This window comes from Nocardia sp. CWNU-33 (assembly GCF_046764895.1).
Lineage (GTDB): Bacteria > Actinomycetota > Actinomycetes > Mycobacteriales > Mycobacteriaceae > Nocardia.
In genome coordinates this window covers 45,910-65,661 of the sequence record NZ_JBKOQN010000023.1, presented here as the reverse complement: position 1 = coordinate 65,661, position 19,752 = coordinate 45,910, and the positions used below count along the sequence as shown (strand labels likewise).

The window sequence follows — 19,752 nt, the reverse complement described above, 5'->3', positions numbered from 1 at the left end:
CCGGCTCCGGCAGCGCGCGACGATCCAGCTTGCCATTGGCATTCACCGGCATCTCGTCGAGCACCACGACCAGCGACGGCACCATGTACTCCGGCAGCTGCGCTCGCGTGGCCGCCAGCACCGCGGCGGCATCGAGCACGGCAGTACCGTCCGCAACGACGTAGCCGACCAGATGGTCGCCGCCCGCATGCTGATGCAGCACCACCACGGCCTGCGCGACCTGTCGGTTGCGCAGCAGCGCCGCCTCCACCTCGCCCAACTCGATGCGCAGGCCACGCAACTTCACCTGGAAATCGGTGCGGCCCAGGTACTCGAGCTCGGCCGGGCCGCCGTCGACGGCAGGTAGCCAGCGGGCCAGGTCTCCGGTGCGGTACATGCGCTCGCCGGGCGGGCCTTCGGGATTGGCCACGAACCGGTCGGCAGTCAGTCCGGGGCGCGCCACATAGCCGCGGGCCAATTGCACACCGGCCAGGTACAGCTCCCCGACAACTCCGCTCGGCACCGGCCCCAGATTGTCATCCAGCACAAGCAGTTCGGAGTCGTCGGCGGGTGCGCCGATCGGCACGGTCGTGACATCCGCGGCGGTCACCTCGTGCGAGGTGATATCCACCGCGGCCTCGGTCGGACCGTAGGTGTTGTACAGGCACGCGCCACTGATCGCACGGAACGCGGCGCCGGTGGCCGCGGGCAGCGCCTCACCCGAAGCGATCACCAGCCGCAGCGTTTCCACTGCCGCCGCATTCGCCGGATCCAGTGCGGCGACGAACACCGCGAGCATCGACGGCACGAAATGCGCCACGGTGATACCGCATTCGGCGATCGTGCGAACCAGATAGGCCGGATCGCGATGACCATCGGGCTCGGCGATCACCAGACGCGCACCGACCTGCAACGGCCAGAAGAACTCCCACACCGAGACATCGAAGGTGAACGGTGTCTTCTGCAGCACGACATCGGTCGAGTTCAGCCGGTGCAGCCGCTCGCGCCACCGCAGATTGGCAACAATCGACCGGTGCGAAACCGCAACGCCCTTGGGCCGACCGGTCGAGCCCGAGGTGAAAATGACGTAGGCGATATTGTCGCCCAGTGGCCGGGGCCAGGCGTCGAACGATTCCGGCGCGACCGCGTCGAACCGATCGATCCGCAGCACGTCGACACCCGCAGGCAGCTCCGGCTCGTCTCGGGAGGTGGTGAGCACCAGCACCGGTGCGGCGACCTCCAGTACATAGGCAATGCGCTCGGCGGGGTGTTCCGGATCGATCGGCACATATGCGCCGCCGGCCTTGAGGATCGCGTACATGCCGATGAGCAGTTCGAACGATCGTTGCACCGCGAGTCCGACCAGCGCGTCCGGGCCGACGCCCCGCTCGACCAGGTGGTAGGCCAGTGCATCGACCCTGGTGCCGAACTCGGCGTAGGTGAGAGTCGCGCCCGCGTACTCCAACGCGACCGCATCGGGCGTCCGCCGAACCTGGGCCTCGAACTCGCTGATCAGCGTCTCGGTCGGCGCGAAGTTCGTCGGCAGCACCCCCACCGCCGCGTCGAGTGCGTCATCGAGCAGCTGCTCGAGAATCGCGCCGAGCGCACCGTCGGCCGAATCCATCAGTTCCGGCAACTGACCCGACACCACCACCGGCACCAGCGCGTCCGGGCCGAGCGCGCCACCCATGGCCTCGTCGAGCACCCCGAGTTCGGTGGCCAGCGCACCGTAGCTGATCACGGTGTCGGCGTGCCGCAACGCGATTCGATCCGGATCCAGCTCGGCGACCGTCCCGATCAATCCTGGTAGGTCATCGATTCCGTAGGCGCGACGCAGCGCCGCATGGGGATGCGCGGCACCAGGGTTGCCGAGCTCGCTGGATGCGACCGATTCTGCGTGGGACATCAGCTATTTCCTTCCGAATCGATTTCCAACCCGGAGTTGGAGACGACGGCCTGCGCGTCGGTGAGCAGCGTCCGCAGCACTGCGGCCAGACCACTGCCGCCGAGCGCGGCCAAGACGCCGGGCACCAGCCCGGCAAGGGAGACATTGATCAGCGCTTCCGGTTTCGCCGCCGCGCCCATCGCCTTGGCGACCGCCGCGATCTTGGCGGCGAGCTGGCTGTAGGTCACCGTGTGCGCGCCGTGTTCGAAGGCCACGATGTCGGGCGCGATGTCCGCCGCGGCCTCGATGAGTGCGGGCAGCTCGGCCACTGTCACCGGCTCGATGGCCACTCTTGGTGCGCGCCGCATCTGTTCCGCGCCGGTGCGGATGTCGATGGCCCGGATCGCGATCGACGGCGCTGCCACGACTGTCGAGAACACTCGCAGTAGCCGATCGGCGAACAGCTCGACCGTGGCGGCATCGAAAATGTCCGTCGCGTAACCGAACCTGAGCTGCAGGCCGGCCGGTTCGCCTGCGGCGTCGAACTTTTCGATGCCGGTGAGCTGGAGATCGAACTTCGCCTCGGCCAGTTCCAGATCGAGCGCCTCGACCGCGAGCCCGGGCAACGTCACCCGGCCTGCGGGCATGTTCTGGAAGGTGAACAGGACCTGGAACAGCGGGGTGTAGGTGCTCGAGCGGGTGCACTCCAGCGCGTCGACCACGCGCTCGAACGGCACATCGGCGTGCGAGAGTGCAGCCACATCCCGGTCCCTGGCCTGCCGGAGCAGATCGGCGAAGCCGGTGCGCGGGTCGATCTCGGTGCGCAGCACCACCGTGTTGACGAACATGCCGATCAGGTCGTCGAGCTCGCGTTCGCCGCGACCTGCGACCGGAGCGCCGATGGCAATGTCACTGGTGCCGGACAGTTTGGCGAGCAGCACCGCGAATGCGCTGTGGATCAGTGTGAACAACGTAGTGCCGTGCTCACGGACGACGCTGTTCAATCGGCGGGTCAGCTCGGCATCGACCGCGAAATCAACGCTAGCGCCGCGCATTTCCCGGCGCGCCGGCCTCGGTCGATCGGTCGGCAGTGCGAGAACCTCGGGTAGTCCGGCCAATTCGGTGGTCCAGTACGCGAGCTGCCGAGACAGCAGGCTCGCCGGATCGCGATCGGAACCCAGGATTTCGCGCTGCCACTCGCTGTAATCGGAGTACTGGATATCGAGTGGAGCCCAGTCCGGTCGCTGCCCGGCGGCTCGGCTGAGATAGGCGCGCACCAGATCGCGCGTCATCGGTGCGACCGAGTAGCCGTCGGCACTGATATGGTGCGCGACCACCACGAGAACGTGCTCGTCCCTGCCGGTTTCGAACAGCGCGATCCGGACCGGTGGTGCGGTGGTGACATCGAAACCGGTGGCGACGAACTCGTCGAGTTGCGCAGCGAGGCCCGAAACCCGCACCGGAATCGGAGTCAGATCGATGCTGACCGCGGTGCTGTCGAGAACCTCCTGCACCGGGCCGCGCTCGGTGTCGGGATACCTGGTGCGCAGGGCTTCGTGCCTGCTCAGCACATCCAGGACCGCCGCAGTGAGCGCGTCGAGGTCCAGCACGCCGGTCAGCCGCAGGGCGGCGGGGATGTGGTAGGCGGAGGAGTCCGGAGCCAGCCGGTTGACCACCCACATCCGCTGCTGTGCGAGCGAGAGCGCAGCGGGCGTGGGGTCGCAACGACGGCTGAGCGCGGGCCGCCCTTCGGTGCCGTCCAACTCGGCGATATGCGCCGCGAGGGCGGCCACCGTGGGCGACTCGAATACCGAGGAGACCGGCACCCGGACACCGAGGGCAGCGCCGAGCTGCGCGGCCAGCCGGGTCGCCATCAGCGAGTTGCCACCCATGGCGAAGAAGTGATCGTCCAGACCTGCTGTCGCCGCGCCGATCACATCGGCAAAGGCGGTGGCTACGAGCTGCTCGTGCTCGGTGCTCGGCACCCGGTAGGCAACTTCGGTGAACACCGGCTCGGGCAATTGCGCTCGATCGACCTTTCCATTCGCGTTGAGGGGCAACGACTCCAGCACGACGATCGCGGCCGGCACCATATATGCGGGCAGCTCGAGGGCCACCGCCGCGCGTAGTTCGACGGCCAGGTCCGCGCGGGCGGCCGAATCCGATTCCGGTACCGCGACGTAGGCGATGAGCCGAGTGCCTGCCCGCTCGTCATCGCGCGCCACCGCCACTGCCGCACGCACCAGGGACAGTCGCCGCAGCGCGGACTCCACGTCACCGAGCTCGATGCGGAAGCCGCCGATCTTGACCTGGAAATCCGATCGCTCGAGATACTCCAGGGCGCCGTCCGGACGCCGGCGAACTATGTCGCCGGTGCGATACATCGGCTCGGCTGCGGCCGCGAAGGGATCGGCGACGAAGCGATCCGCGGTCAATGCGGGTCTGCGGTGATAGCCGCGGGCCAATTGCGCACCGGCCAAATACAGCTCGCCCGGTACGCCGACGGGCACCGGCTGGAGCCTGGCATCGAGGACGTAGACCCGACTGTTCCACGCAGGCGCACCGATCGGCACCACCTGCGACGGGTCTGCACGCACTTCGAACGCCGTGATCGACACCGCGGCCTCGGTGGGGCCGTACAGGTTGAACAGTCTGGTGCGAGCCGCGCGCCGCCGGAACTCGACCGCAGTGGCAGGCGGCAATGTCTCACCGATGGCGAGCACCTGGCGCAGCGAGAGCGGCATCGGCGCATCCGGCGCGGCGGCGAGCAGCATGCCCACGAGTGACGGCACCGCGTGCAGCACCGTGACGCCGTGCCGCTCGATCAACGCACGCACTCGGTCGGGATCGCGCTCGGTGCCCGCCGTGGTCACCACGAGGCGACCGCCGGTCACCAGTGGGGACCAGAACTCCCAGACCGAGAGGTCGAAGGTCGCCGGGGTCTTCAGCAGCACGCAGTCTTGTGGGCCGAGTGCGAAACTGTCACGCAGCCACGCCAACTGGTTGACGATCGCCGAGTGCGCGACGGTGACCCCCTTGGGCAAGCCCGTCGATCCGGACGTGAATATCACGTAGGCCGAGTGCGCCTGCCGCAATGGGCGGATCCGGTCGGTGTTCTGGATCGGTGTCGCCGCGAAGCCCGCCAGCTCGATTCGGTCGACTTCCAGTGCCGCCGCGCGGGTTTCGATCGGCATGCCGTCGGCGGAGGTGGTGAGAATGCAGGCGGGCGCCGCGATGTCGATGATGTGGGCGATCCGGTCGGCCGGCTGGTCCGGATCGATCGGAACGTAGGCTCCGCCCGCCCGCACCACCGCATACATGGCGGCGATCAGGTTCACGGACCGACGCATCGCCAGCACGACGGTCGACTCGGGGCCCACCCCTTCGGCGATCAGCCTGCGCGCGAGCCGGTTCACCCGAGCATCGAATTCTGCGTAGGTGAGCGTGGTTTCGGGTGCGACTGTCGCATCGATCAGCGCCACCGCATGCGGTGTCGCCGCCGCCTGGGCGTCGATCAGATCCGCAAGCGTGACCGGCTCGACGTGGTGCGCGGTGCGATTCCACTCGTCGAGCAGCTGTGCCCGATCGACCTCGCCGAGCAGGTCGAGGTCGCCGACGAGGATGTCCGGCCGGGTGGCCACCGATTCGAGCACCCGGTGCAGTGCGGCCGCGAATCGCTGTGCGCTCGTGGTCTCGAACAGGTCCGTCGCGTAGCCGATGGCCAGGTCGATGCCGTCGGGCGCACCGTCGGCGGCATAGCTGTCCACCGCGAACAGGTGCAGATCGAATTGCGCGACATTGCTGTCGAATTCGACTTCCCGCACCTCGAGGCCAGGCAAACGGAGCGAGCCTCGATCGTGGTTCTGGAAGGAGTAACCGACCTGGAAGAGCGGGTGCCGTGCGGTCGAGCGCTGCGGGTTCAGCACCTCGACCAGTCGCTCGAACGGCACATCGGCGTGCGAGAAGGCCGCGATGTCCGCCGCCCGCGCGCGGCCGAGCAGTTGTTCGAAGGTCGCGCCGCCATCGACCTGGGTCCGCAGCACCAGCGTATTGACGAACATGCCGATGACGTCGTCGAGTTCGGCCGCGCCACGGCCGGCGATCGGGGTGCCGACGGCAATATCCGAGCTCCCCGACAACCGCGCGAGCAGTGCGGCGAAGGCGGCGTGCACCACCATGAACAAGGTCGCGCCGGCGCGCCTGCCGAGTGCGACGAGTGCCGCGTGCAGTTGCGCGTCGATGCCGATCTCGACTTTGCCGCCGCGCAGGCTCTGGCGAGCGGGCCGCGGGCGGTCGGCAGGCAGGGTGAGTTGGTCGGGCAGCCCGGTCAGAGTCTCGGTCCAGTAGGCGATCTGTTGCGCGGACAGCGCGGCGGAATCGTCTTCCGCGCCGAGCAATTCGCGCTGCCACAGCGCGTAGTCCGCGTACTGCACGGCCAGCGGCGCCCAGCCGGGCGCGTTGCCTGCGCAGCGTGCGGTGTAGGCGACCATCAGGTCCCGAATGAACGGCGCGATCGACGAGCCGTCCGCGGCAATGTGGTGCACAACGGCGGCGAGCACGTAGTCCGGACCGATCGCGAACAGTCGCATCCGAATCGGAACGTCCACGGTGACATCGAAGGTGGTCGCGGCCAGTTCCCTGATCCGGTCCGGCAGCTCGGTTTCGGTCACCTCGATCGGATACAACGACGGAATCGCCTGGGCGGCAGGCATGATCAGCTGCATCGGTGCACCGTCGAGCTCGGGGTAGCGGGTCCGCAGCGATTCGTGCCTGCCGATGACATCGCCGACGGCGGACTGCAGCGCCGCGACGTCGAGGACGCCGGAGAGCCGAAGGGCGAGCGGGATGTTGTAGGCGATCGCCGATCGGTCGAAGCGGTTCAGGAACCACATCCGCTGCTGGGCGGGCGAGAGCGGGAGCCGATCGGGACGCGCGCCCGCCACCGGCGCGGGCCGGGCGGCCGCCCCGTCACCGGTGGTCACCATGGCCGCGAAGTCGGCCACCCGCGACGCCTCGAACAGCGCACGGACCGTCACGGTGCGGCCGAGTGCGGCCCCGATCCTGGCGACCGCCTTGGCGGCGAGCAGGGAGCTGCCGCCGAGGTCGAAGAAGTCGTCGTCGGCGCCGACCAGACGCGGCTCGGCGGTACCCGCGCCGAAGCCGAGCACCTCCGCGAAAACCCCGGCGACGATCTCCTCCGCGAACGTCGCAGGCTTGCGATAGGTCTTCGCCTCGAAGACCGGCGCGGGCAGCGCAGCGCGGTCGAGCTTCCCGTTCACCGTCAACGGAATGCGATCGACCATCACGATCGCGGCGGGCACCATGTGCTCGGGCAGCCTGCGCGCGAGCGCCTGCCGCAACGCCGCAGTGTCGGACAGGCCCGCCCCGACCACGTAGGCCACGATGCGCGGCTCGTCGACGAGGTCGGCGCGCACCACGACCGCGACCTCGCTGACCGTCAGCGCGGCCTCGTCCAGCAGCGCGGCCTCGATCTCGCCGAGCTCGATACGGAACCCGCGCAGGTTCACCTGCTGGTCGACCCGGCCCAGATACTCCAGATCGCCGTCCGCCGTCCACCGGGCGAGGTCGCCGGACCGATACGCCGGCGCGCCGCCACCGGCATACGGGTCGGCCACGAACCGACTCGCGGTCAGCGCGGGGCGACCGAGGTATGCGCGCGCCAATTGCCCGCCCGAGACATAGATTTCGCCGGGTACTCCCACCGGCACCGGGCGCAGCCGAGCATCGAGCACCCGCACGGCCAAGCCGGGTATCGCGCTGCCGATCACACTCGCCGATCCGATGCCTGCCTCGATCGAGCGATGGGAGACATGCACCGTTGTCTCGGTGATGCCGTACATATTCACCAGTTGCGGCCCGTTCGGACGCCGCTCGAACCACCCGTTCAGGCGCTGCGGTTCCAGTGCCTCGCCCCCGAAAATCACATAACGCAAAGGCAACTCGTGCCGAGACCGGTCGGCGTTGTCGGCCGCGATCAACTGATAGAAGGCCGAGGGCGTCTGGTTGAGAACCGTGACGCCTTCCACGGCGAGCAGTTCCAGGAATTGCTGCGGCGACCGCGAGGTGTAGTAATCGACGACAACCAGCCTGCCGCCGTAGAGCAGCGCGCCCCACAGCTCCCATACCGAGAAATCGAAGGCATAGGAGTGGAACAGCGTCCAGACATCCGACGGCCCGAACTCGAACCGGCCCGTCGTGTTGTCCAGCAGCCGCAGCACATTGCGGTGCGGGATGACGACGCCCTTGGGCCGACCGGTAGAGCCGGAGGTGTAGATGACATAGGCGGTATGCGCCGGGTCCAACGGTTGACGGCGATCGCCGTCGGTCACCGGCGCACCGTCGAAGGATTCCAGATCGGCGGCATCGATCTCGATGACCGGACCACCGAACCAGCCGCGCGCCAATCCGGTTGCCGCGCTGGTGATCGCACAGATCGGCCGAGCATCGTCGAGGACGTACTCGATCCGGTCGGCCGGATAGTTGGGATCGATCGGCAGATAGCCACCGCCGGCCTTCACCACCGCCAGCAACGCGACGATCAGGTCCACCGAACGCGGGAGCGCCACCGCGACCAGCGCTTCCGGCCCGACGCCCGCGGCGATGAGCCGCCGGGCGAGCCGGTTGGATCGGTCGTCGAGTGCGGTATAGGTCAGCGACCGATCGCCTGCCCGTACCGCGACGGCGGCCGGGTCGATCGCCGCGGCCAGGGCGAACCGATCGGCCAGGGTGCCGGTCACGGCAGTCCGCGGCCCCGGCGTGCCCGCCCACTCGTACAGCGCCCGATGCTGCTCCTCCGCGCTGAGCAGTTGGATGTCACCGACGACCACCGTCGCGTCCGCGGCGATCGCGGCCAGCACCTGCGTGTAGCGCCGAGCCAGTACCTCGATCGTTGCAGCATCGAAAAGGTCTGTGGCATAGGTGATTTCGATTTCCATGCCGTCCGCGCGACCACCCGCGTCGTTCGACTCGAGCACCGTGAACTGTAGATCGAACTTGGCGGTGACCGCGTCGAACTCGACCGGACGCACCAGCAGACCGTCCATTTCCAGCCGCGGCAGCGCGAAGTTCTGGAAGGTCATGGCCACCTGGAACAGCGGATGGCGGTTCTGCGCCCGCGTGGGGGCGACCAGCTCCACCAGCCGTTCGAAGGGAATGTCCGCATGCGAGAGTGCCTCGATGTCCTGAGCGCGCACCGTGTCGAGCACGGTCTCGAAGCGCGCCCTGGTATCGATGCGGGTGCGCAGCACCAGCGTGTTGACGAACATGCCGACGAGGCCGTCCAGCGCGGCCGCGCCGCGACCGGCAACCGGTGTGCCGATCGCGATGTCCTCGGCGCTCGACAACCGGGCGAGTAGTACCGCGAGCGCCGCGTGCATGGTGGCGAACAAGGTGGCGTCCCGTTTACGCGCCAGCTCGCTCAGTTCGCTGTGCAGGTCGGAATCGATGCGCAGCCGGTGGGTGTCGCCGCGATAGGACGACACGATGGGGCGCGGGCGGTCGGTGGGCAGTTCGAGCTGCTCGGGCAGGCCGGTGAGGGTCTGACGCCAGTACGCGAGCTGACGATGGGTCCGTGACGCGGGATCCGCGGCGGCACCGAGGTTTTCGGCCTGCCACAGTGTGTAGTCGGCGTACTGGACGGGCAGTGCGGCCCACGCGGGCGCGGTGCCCGCGCTACGCGCGGCGTAGGCAGTCATCAGATCACCTGCCAGCGGCCCGAGCGAGAACCCGTCGGCCGAGATGTGGTGCAGCACCAGCGCCAGGACATGGTCGACGGAGTTCGGCCCGTCGATCGTGAACAGCGCGGCACGCAACGGCATGTCGCTGGTCACGTCGAATGTCGTCGCGGCGAAAGCGGCGAGCTGTTGCGCGAGTTCGGATTCGGTGACCGGGTCCGACCGCAGCACCGAAACTGCCGATCCCCTCGGAAGGACCACTTGTTCGGCACCGTCGGGTCCGTCCGGATAGACCGTGCGCAACGTTTCGTGGCGGTCGATGACATCGGTCAGCGCGGTGGTCAGCGCGGCGACATCCAGCTCTCCGGTGAGGCGAAGCGCGACCGGAATGTTGTCGACGGCGGTACCGGGACCGGTCTCGGCATTCGACAGGAACCTGTTGCGGAACCACATCCGTTGTTGGGCAGGCGACAGCGGAACCCGCTCCGGACGCGGGCGCACTGCCAACTCGGTACGGCCGCCCGCCCCCTCGTGCGCTTCGGCCCGCGCGGCCAGCGCCGCGACCGACGACGCCTCGAACAGCATCCGCACCGGAAGCTCGGCATCCAACGCTGCACCGAGCCGGGCGAGGACCTGAGTGGCGTTCAGGGAGTTTCCGCCGAGCGCGAAGAAGTCGTCGTCGAGCCCGACCCGCTCGACGCCGAGCACCGCACCGAAGACACGCGCGACAATCTCTTGCACCGCAGTCGCGGGCGCGCGAAAAGCCGTGGCCTCGAACACGGGTGCGGGCAATGCCTTTCGATCCAGCTTGCCGGAGGCGTTGAGCGGGAACTGGTCGAGCACCACGAAGGCCGACGGCACCAGGTAGCCCGGTAGCCGCCTGCCCAGCGCGGACCGCACGTCGTCGAGGCCGATCGTCGCACCGGGCTCCGCGACGAGGTACCCCACCAATTGCGTGCCCGCGTACACCACGACGACGGCCTGCGCGATCGAATCCATACCGATGAGCACGGATTCGATCTCCCCCGGCTCGATCCGCACACCACGCACCTTCACCTGGAAGTCGGTGCGGCCGAGGTAGCGAATTGCGCCACCACTGGTCCAGGCCACCAGATCACCGGTCCGGTACATCCGCGCCCCGGATGGATCGAACGGATTGGCCACGAACCGATCGCTCGTCAGCTCGGGCCGCGCCACATATCCGCGCGCCAGCTGCGCCCCCGCCAGATACAGCTCGCCCGGCACACCGGGTGGCACCGGACGCAGTCGGCCATCCAGCACGTACACCTGAGTGTTGGCCACCGGCACACCGATCGGCACGGTGTCGATATCTGCGTCGGTCACCTCATGGGCGGTGACGTCGACGGCCGCCTCGGTCGGACCGTAGAGATTGTGCAGTCGGGCGCCGGTCAGTTCGCGCAGTCGATGTGCGGGCCTGGGCGGCAGTGCCTCACCCGAGCAGAACACCAGGCGCAGCGAATCACACCGCGCCGCTGCCGCATCGGCGACGAAGGCGATCAGCATCGAGGGCACGAAATGCGCGACGGTCACGCGCTCGTGCCGGATGACCTGCCCGAGATAGCGGGGATCCCGGTGTCCGTCCGGCTCGGCGACCACCAGCCGTGCACCGATCTGCAAGGGCCAGAAGAACTCCCACACCGACACGTCGAAGGTGGCGGGCGTCTTCTGCAATACGGTGTCCGCGCGGTTCAGCCCGTACGCGTCCTGCATCCACACCAGCCGGTTCGCGATCGCGGCGTGCGAAACCGCGACCCCCTTCGGTCGCCCGGTCGAACCCGACGTGAAGATCACGTAGGCGTCGTTGTCCGGTGTGAGTGCACCGAGCCGATCGGCGTCGGTCAGCGGCGCATCGGAATAGTCGCTGTCGTCGAAGAGGTCGACATCGAGCACCGCCCACGCCCGCGGCCGGTCCGCGGCGGTGAGATCCAGTCCGTCGCCCGAGCGACTCAGCACGCACACCGGACGCACGGTGCGCAGCACGTGCTCGATCCGCTCGGCCGGATGGTCCGGATCCACCGGGACGTACGCACCGCCCGCCGTGAGCACGGCGTACATCGCGACGACGAGTTCCGTCGAGCGGGCCATGCCCAAGGCCACGGCCGTGCCGGGGCAGACACCGATGGACACCAGCAGGCGGGCCAGCCGATTCACTCGGCTCGCGAACTCCGCATACGACAGCGAGGCACCGTCGAACGAGAGGGCGATTGCGTCCGGGGTGCGTGCCACCTGCGCCTCGAACAGCGACACCAGCGTTGCGGTGGCATCCATGTCGCGTGCGGTCGCGTTCCAGGTGTCCAGCACCAGGACGCGCTCCGGGCCGGACAGCAGGTCGATGTCACCGACCCGAAGCTGTGGGTCGGTGCCGACGGCGTCGAGCACTCGACGCAGCCGGGCAGCGAACGTGGCGACGGTGTTCGCATCGAACAGATCGGTGGCGTACTCGAGGACCGCCGCGATGCCCGCCGGTGCGCCGGTGCTGTCGGTGGACTCGGTAAGGGTCAACTGCACATCGAATTTCGCGGTCCGCGATTCGATGTCGAGCGCGGACACCTCCAGACCGGCCAGCGCCAACGAGGTCTGCGCGGTGTTCTGGAAATCGAGCATGACCTGGAACAGCGGATGCCGTGCCGTGGTGCGCTGCGGATTCAGCACCTCCACCAGCCGCTCGAAGGGGACCTCGGCGTTGGCGAAGGCACGCAGATCGCTGTCGCGCACAGCGGCGATCAGGTCGGCGAACGACAGCTCCGGACGCACGTCGGTGCGCAGCACCAGGGTGTTGACGAACATACCGACCAGCTCGTCGAGCGCCTGATCGCCGCGACCGGCGATCGGCGTGCCGATCGAGACATCCTGCTGCCCGGCAAGTTTGGCAAGCAGGGTGGCGAAGGCGGCGTGCACGACCATGAACAGCGACGCGTGCGACTCGTCGGCGAGCTCGCGCAGTCGGCGGTGCAGCGCGGCGTCGATGGTGAACGTGTGCCGGTCCCCGCGGCCCGAGGCGACAGCGGGACGCGGCCGGTCCGCGGGCAGGGTCGAGGTGTCGGGCAGGCCGGCGAGTTCGGTGGACCAGTAGCGGATCTGCTCGGCGATCAGCGAGTCGGGATCGGCTTCCGCGCCGAGTGTTTCCCGCTGCCAGAGCGTGAAGTCGGCGTACTGCACCGGCAGTGGCGTCCAGGCCGGCGTGGTGCCCGCACATCGTGCGGCGTAGGCGAGCATGATGTCGCGAGTGAGCGGCGCGATGGACCAGCCGTCCGCGGCGATGTGGTGTATCGAGACGACGAGCACCTGCTCTGCGCCCTCAGCGGTGTCGTTTCGCGCACCCGTCTCCAGCAAGGTCAGCCGCACGGGCGCGGCCTTGTCCACGGCGAAAGGCAATGCCGCGATGGCACGGATCCGATCCTGGAGGTCCGCGTCCTCGACCGGCTCGGCGATCAGCCGTGTCGGTGTCTCGTCGATCGGCAGCACGTGCTGGCGTGCAATGCCGTCCACCGCCGGGTAGCTGGTGCGCAGCGTCTCGTGTCTGGCGAGGACATCGCCGATCGCGGCGGACAGCGCGGCACGATCGAGGACACCGGTGAGCCGAACGGCCGCGGTCAGATTGTTCGCGACCGAGTTCGCGTCGAACTGGTTGAGAAACCACATCCGCTGCTGCGCATACGACAACGGCACCCGGTCCGGACGCGGTCGGGCGACGAGCGGCCGACGGTTCGTGGCCCCGCCGGCAGCGGGCAGATTCGCAGCGAACGCGCCGACCGTGGGATGTTCGAACAGCATTCGCACCGGAACATCGGTGCCGACGGCGGCCCCGATGCGCGCCGCGATCTGCGTGGCCACGAGCGAATTTCCGCCCAGCGCGAAGAAATCGTCGTCGAGGCCGACCCGATCGAGGCCGAGCACCTTGCCGAATGCCTCGGCCACCGCCTGCTCGGCAATGGTGGCCGGCGCGCGAAATACATTGGCGGCCGGTACCGGGTCCGGCAGTGCCGTGCGATCCAGCTTGCCCGAACTGGTCAGCGGCATCGCCTCGAGCCCGACGTACGCCGCAGGCACCATGTACGAGGGCAGCGCCGCCCGCAGCCGCTGCCCGAGCACCGCGGCGAGCTCCGCCTCGGGTATGGCGGTGACAACATAGGCGACGAGCATGTCCCCGGCGGGATGGGCGAATATCCGCACCGCGGCCGCCCGCACGTCCGACGCGGCGACCAGCGCCGCCTCGATCTCGCCCAACTCGATCCGTTGTCCGCGCAGCTTCACCTGGAAGTCGCTGCGCCCCAGGTATTCCAGCGCACCGGCGCGCGTGCGCCGCACCAGATCGCCGGTCCGGTACATCCGCGATCCCTGCGGACCATACGGGTTGGCGACGAACCGTTCGGCACTCAAATCTGCCCGCCCGTGGTACCCGCGTGCGACCTGGACGCCGGACAAGTACAGCTCGCCGACCACTGTTTCCGGCACCGGACGCAGCCGCGCATCGAGTACGAGCACCTGACTCGCGCGCACCGGACGCCCGATCGGCACCGGACCGGAGCTCGCCGCGTCGACCGGTGCGTGCGTGGCGTGCACCGTGAATTCCGTCGGACCGTACAGATTGTGCAGTTGGGCCGAACTCGCCGCGGCGAAGTCCGCCGCGGCTTCGCCGGTCATCGCCTCACCCGCGACGAAGACGGTGCGCAACGACGCGATCGCCGCACCGGGAGCCGCATCGGCGAACACCGTCAGCATCGAGGGCACGAACGAGGTCATGGTCACCGAGTGCGCCGCGATAAGGGCTGCGAGATAGCCGCTGTCGCGATGCCCGTCATGCTCGGCCACCACTATCCGAGCGCCCCTGGCCAGCGGCGCGAACAGCTCCCACACCGACACATCGAAGGTCGCGGGCGTCTTGAACAGCACGACGTCGTCGCGGCCGATGCGGTATTCATCGGCGATCCACTCGACCTGATTGACCATCGAGGCGTGCTGGACAGCAACGCCTTTCGGCCGCCCAGTGGAGCCGGAGGTGAAGATGACGTAGGCGGTATTCAGCGCACGCAACGGTCGCGGGCGCTCCGCGTCGCCGACCGGCGCGTCCGAGTACCGCGCGCCATCGAGCGCATCGATCGCGATGACCGGGACATCGGATCCGCCCTGCCAACCATCGGCGGAGGTGGTCAGTACGCACACAGACTGTGCCGAGGCGATGACGTGTGCGATCCGGGCGACAGGCTGGTCGGGGTCGATGGGCACATACGCGCCGCCTGCGGTCAGCACCGCGTATGCGCCGACCACCAGCTCCGCCGAGCGGCGCATCCCGAGCACCACCAGCGACTCGGGTTCGACACCCGCATCGATCAGCACCCGCGCGAGACGATTGACCCGGGAGGACAATTCCGCGTAGGTGAACGTCCGATCGCCGTCCAGCAACGCCACCGCATCGGGGGTCCGGCGCACCTGCTCCTCGAACGCGGCGAGCACGGTGCCCGTGGCAGGGGTCGCGCGCGGGGCCCGACCCCGCTCGATCGCCCGCCGCTGCCCCGCGGCGTCGAGTAACGGCAGGTCACCGACCGGTAGATCGGCATCGGCCGTGATCGCCCGCAGTAGCAGCACCAGCCACCGCGCATAGTCCGCGATAGTGGCTTCGTCGAAAAGATCGGTCGCGTACGTGAATTCCGCACGGACCCCCGTCGGTGCCGAACCTTCCTCGAGTCCGGCACCGACGAAGCCTTCGGTGACCGTGAGCTGAAGATCGAACTTGGTCACTCCAGTGTCCAGAGTACTGGTGGCAACCGACATGTCGGGTAATTCGAGGGTGATTTCCTGTGCGTTGTCGAAGGCGAGCATGACTTGGAACATCGGGTGGCGCGCTTGCGAGCGTGTCGGGTTGATGGCCTCGACTAGCTGCTCGAATGGCAGTTCGGCATGACCGAAGGCGGCGAGGTCGACCTCGCGCACCCGGGCGAGCAGGGCGGCGAACGAGGCCGCGGCGTCGACCTCGGTGCGCAACACCAGGGTGTTCACGAACATCCCGATGAGATCGTCGAGTGCGCGCTCGCCGCGACCGGCGATCGGGGTGCCGATCACGATGTCGGCGGTGCCCGACAACCGCGACAGCAGCACAGCTAGCGCACCGTGCACAACCATGAAGGTCGAGACACCCTCGGCGCGAGCCAGATCGGTGATATCGACATGGAGGTCCTGCGGCAGCACGAAACCGAACACCGCGCCCGCACCGGAGGACACCGGCGGCCGCGGCCGGTCGGTCGGCAGCTCGAGCTGGTCGGGCGCCCCGGCAAGGGTTGCGGTCCAGAATTCCAGGTGCCCGGCAGGCAGACCCCGCGCACGCTGCCAGAGGCTGTAGTCCGCGTACTGCACGCTCAGCGGCGACCAGCCCGGTTCGGCGCCGACGCGTCGCGCACCATAGGCGGTCATCACATCGCGCGCCAGCACCCGTAGCGAAAGCCCGTCGGCGGCGATGTGATGCAGTACCAGAACAACCGCGTGACTGCCGTCGTCCACTGTAAAAACGCGGGCACGAAAAGGAATCTCGTGTTCCAGATCGAAACCGCGAGCAGCGAAGCGGAGCAGTTCCGCATCGAGCTCGCGTGCGCCGATCGGTTCGGCAACGCCGAGGGCCTCGGCCATCGGAAGGACAACCTGCTGCGCTGCAACACCTTCGGCCGCTTCGGCCGCGTCCGCGAGCATCGCGGGGAAAATAGTGCGCAGCACCTCGTGCCTGGCGAGGACGTCATCGAGCGCCGACCGCAGCGCGGCGACATCGACCGCGCCGCGTAGTCGCGCCACGAACGGCATGTTGTACCCCACGCCGGAACTGTCGAACCGGTTCAGGAACCAGATCCGCTGCTGTGCGGGAGAAAGCGGAACCAGCGGCGGCCGCGGCCGCGCCCGCAGCAGCGCAACAGCGGGCACGCCGCCGATTCCTCCCGCCCGCTCGATCAGTTCGGCGAGTTCGGACACCGTGGTGGCGGTGAACAATTCGCGAACTCCGAGCCGGCAGCCCAAATCGGCGGCGAGCCGGGCCGCCACCTGTGTGGCCACCAAGCTGTTTCCACCGAGTGCGAAGAAGTCGTCATTGCGGCCCACGCGCTCGTGACCGAGCACCTCGCCGAACACCCGCGCGATGGTCTGCTCCACCGACGTCACCGCGGCGACATACTCCGTGGTGGTCCGCTCCGGCGCGGGCAATGCCGCACGATCCAGCTTGCCGGAGGCATTGACCGGCAGCGCGTCCAGCACCACGAAGGCCGCGGGCACCATGTATCCGGGCAGTGCCCTGATCGCCGCAGTACGCAACTGCCGCGGCAGCACCGATCCCGGCTCGGACTCCACGGCATAGGCGACCAACTGCTCGCCGACCCCGGCATCATCACGCACCACAACCACGGCACGCACCACCGAATCGACCGTGCCGAGCACCGATTCGATTTCGCCGAGCTCGATGCGCAACCCGCGCAGCTTGACCTGAAAGTCGGTACGGCCGAGATATTCGAGCTCACCGGCAGTGGTCCAACGCACCAGATCACCGGTGCGGTACATCCGATCACCCGGTGCGGAGGGGCCGTCCGGCCCGCCGAACGGATCGGCGACGAACCTGCCCGCCGACAGTCCCGGCCGATCGAGATAACCCCGGGCGAGCTGTACCCCCGACAGATACAGCTCACCCGGCGCCCCGACCGGTACCGGCCGTAGCCGCGAATCGAGTACATAGAGCCGGGTGTTGAACACCGGCCCGCCGATCGGCACCGAGAGGGTATCGGCGTCGGTCACTTCATGGAAGGTCACGTCGACGGCGGCCTCGGTCGGGCCGTACAGGTTGTGCAGCCGCGCGCCCGTCAACACGCGCAGCCGCTGGGCCGGTGCGGCGGGCAGCGCCTCGCCGGAGGCGAACACCATCCGCAGTGTGGTCCGCGTCGTGAATTCGTGATGCGCCAGAAACGCTTCCAGCATCGAGGGCACGAAATGTGCTGCTGTCACGCCGTATTCGGCAATGACAGCGCGCAGATAGGCCGGATCGCGGTGCCCGTCGTGCTGCGCGAGCACCAGGGTCGCACCGACCTGCAGCGGCCAGAAGAACTCCCACACCGACACATCGAAAGTGGCGGGAGTCTTCTGCAACACTACGTCGTCGACGCCGAGCCGGTACATCGACTGCATCCACACCAACCGGTTGACGATCGCCTCATGGGTGACCGCCACGCCCTTCGGCAGCCCGGTCGAACCCGACGTGAAGATCACGTACGCGGGATGACCGGGCCGCAATGCCGCGGTGCGTTCCCGATCCCAGACCGGCCCATCGCAACAGCCGGGATCCGACCGGTCGACATACACGACAGGAACTCCGGAAACAGCAGGCGCACCATCGCGTTCGGTGGTCAGCACGCAGGCCGGGCGGGCGGTGGCCAGGATGTGCGCGGTGCGCTCGGCGGGATGGTCGGGGTCGAGCGGAACGTAAGCCGCACCGGCCGCGAGCACCGCGTAGATCGCGACGAGCAGTTCGGGTGAGCGCCGGAGGTTCAGCGCGACCACGGTCTCGGGCCCGACCCCGAGCCCGATCAGCTGCCGTGCCAGCCGGTTGCTGCGGGCCGCCACCTCGCGGTAGGTCATGGCCTGCCCGGACCCGTCGGCGTATCGCACCGCCACCGCATCCGGCGTGCGGGCGACCTGCGCCTCGAACAGAGAGACAAGCGTCGCGACAGGAGCCCGGCCTGCCGATCGACCGGGCAGTACCGCATCGACGTCGTAGCCGGTCGCATTCCAGATCCTGGTGCTGACCTCGAGCTCCAACTCGGTCGCGACCCGCACCGCGTCCACCGGTGCGTCGAGATCGGTGGCCAGCAGCCGCTCCAGGTATTGCAGGAATCGCGCGTGGTGGCGGGCGATTTCGTCGGCGCCGTACAGATTCGGATTCGCCTCGAAATCCACGTGCACGCTGTCGCGCTCGCCGTAGTAGACGTTGAAGCTGAGGTCTTCCACCGGCCCGGTCGAGAGCACGTGATACCTGGCCACGGTGTCGCCGAGGGTCAGGTCGTTGCCGAACAGCATGATGTTGGCCAGCGGACCGAATAGCGCACGTCGCGCGGGCTGCCCATCGTGTTCGGCGTCGCGGCGGATGTCCTCGTGCCGGTATCGCTGATGACGCAGTGCGCCTGCCACCTCGACTCTGGTCGCCCGCAGTAGCGCACCCCAGGTGACCGGGGCGCCGGACCGTGCGCCGCCGACCGGCAGCCGCAGCGGCACGATATTCGACAGCATCCCTGCCGAACGCCGCATCACCGCCGTAGTGCGCGCGGTTACCGGCAGGCTGAGCACCACTTCGTCCCGATCGGTGAGCCGTCCGAGGTAGCAGGCGAAGGCCGCGAGCAAGACCACCGCGAAGGTCGAATCCTGGCTCGAGGCAAGGACATTCATTTGTTCGACCAGGCGCTCCGGCAGCGCACGGCCGGCAATCAGATTCATCGCCGCCCGCGGCGCGGTGCGGCCGTCGAGGCTGGTCGCGCTGTCGAGTCCGGCGACCCGCTGCGCCCAGTGCGCGCGGTCGGTGGCGTATCGCGTGCTGTTGCGGTAGGCGAGCTCGCCTTCGACCAGCGCGGCCAGCTTGCCGGGCGGCGCCGCGGCGAGCTCGGTGCCGAGCACCCGCGCGGTGTAGCGCTCGGCGACACGGTTGGTGCTGGTCAGCGCACCGTATCCGTCGAAGACGAGATGGTGGGCCCGCAGATACCAGAAGTACCGCTGGTCGGCGACCCGCAATACAGCGCATTCGGCGAGGCGATCGGCGATCAGATCGACTGGTGCGCTCATATCCGTCCGCATCCAATCCTGTGCGGCGGCAATCGGATCGGCGTGTGTGCGCAGATCGATCACTTTGATGTCTTTGGAAAGTTCCGGGTCGACGCACTGATAGGGCACACCGTCGGATTCGCCGAGCCGCACCAGGATCGATTGGCATTCGTAGGCCGCCTCGATCGATTCCTCTTGCAGGATCGCAATGTCCAGTTCGCCGTGCACATCCACGTACTGCGCGATATTGATCGGCACATCGGGATCGATCAGCTGCGCGTACCACACCCCCAGCTGCGCGGGCGCGAGCGGAAACGGCGTCGGCGCGGGTGGCACCGCCCCGGTATGGGCGGTCTCATCCGGCCGTGCACCGAACTCACCCAACTCCGTACCGTGCAC

Annotated in this window: 2 protein-coding genes (1 of these 2 only partly in view); both read right to left on the bottom strand. The window is 68.3% G+C overall.

Annotated elements, in window-relative coordinates; all coding sequences use genetic code 11:
* Nucleotides 1–1,885, bottom strand: partial view of a non-ribosomal peptide synthase/polyketide synthase gene (locus tag ACLMAL_RS27065; protein WP_412001651.1) — the beginning only. It extends 23,372 nt beyond the left edge of the window; the window shows 1,885 of its 25,257 coding nt (coding positions 1–1,885); it begins with the start codon at nucleotides 1,883–1,885; its stop codon lies off the left edge, out of view.
* On the bottom strand, nucleotides 1,885–19,752 hold the full coding sequence (locus tag ACLMAL_RS27060) for a non-ribosomal peptide synthase/polyketide synthase (protein WP_412001650.1): 17,868 nt from the start codon (nucleotides 19,750–19,752) through the stop codon (nucleotides 1,885–1,887). The genes ACLMAL_RS27065 and ACLMAL_RS27060 overlap by 1 nt, the downstream gene beginning before the upstream one ends.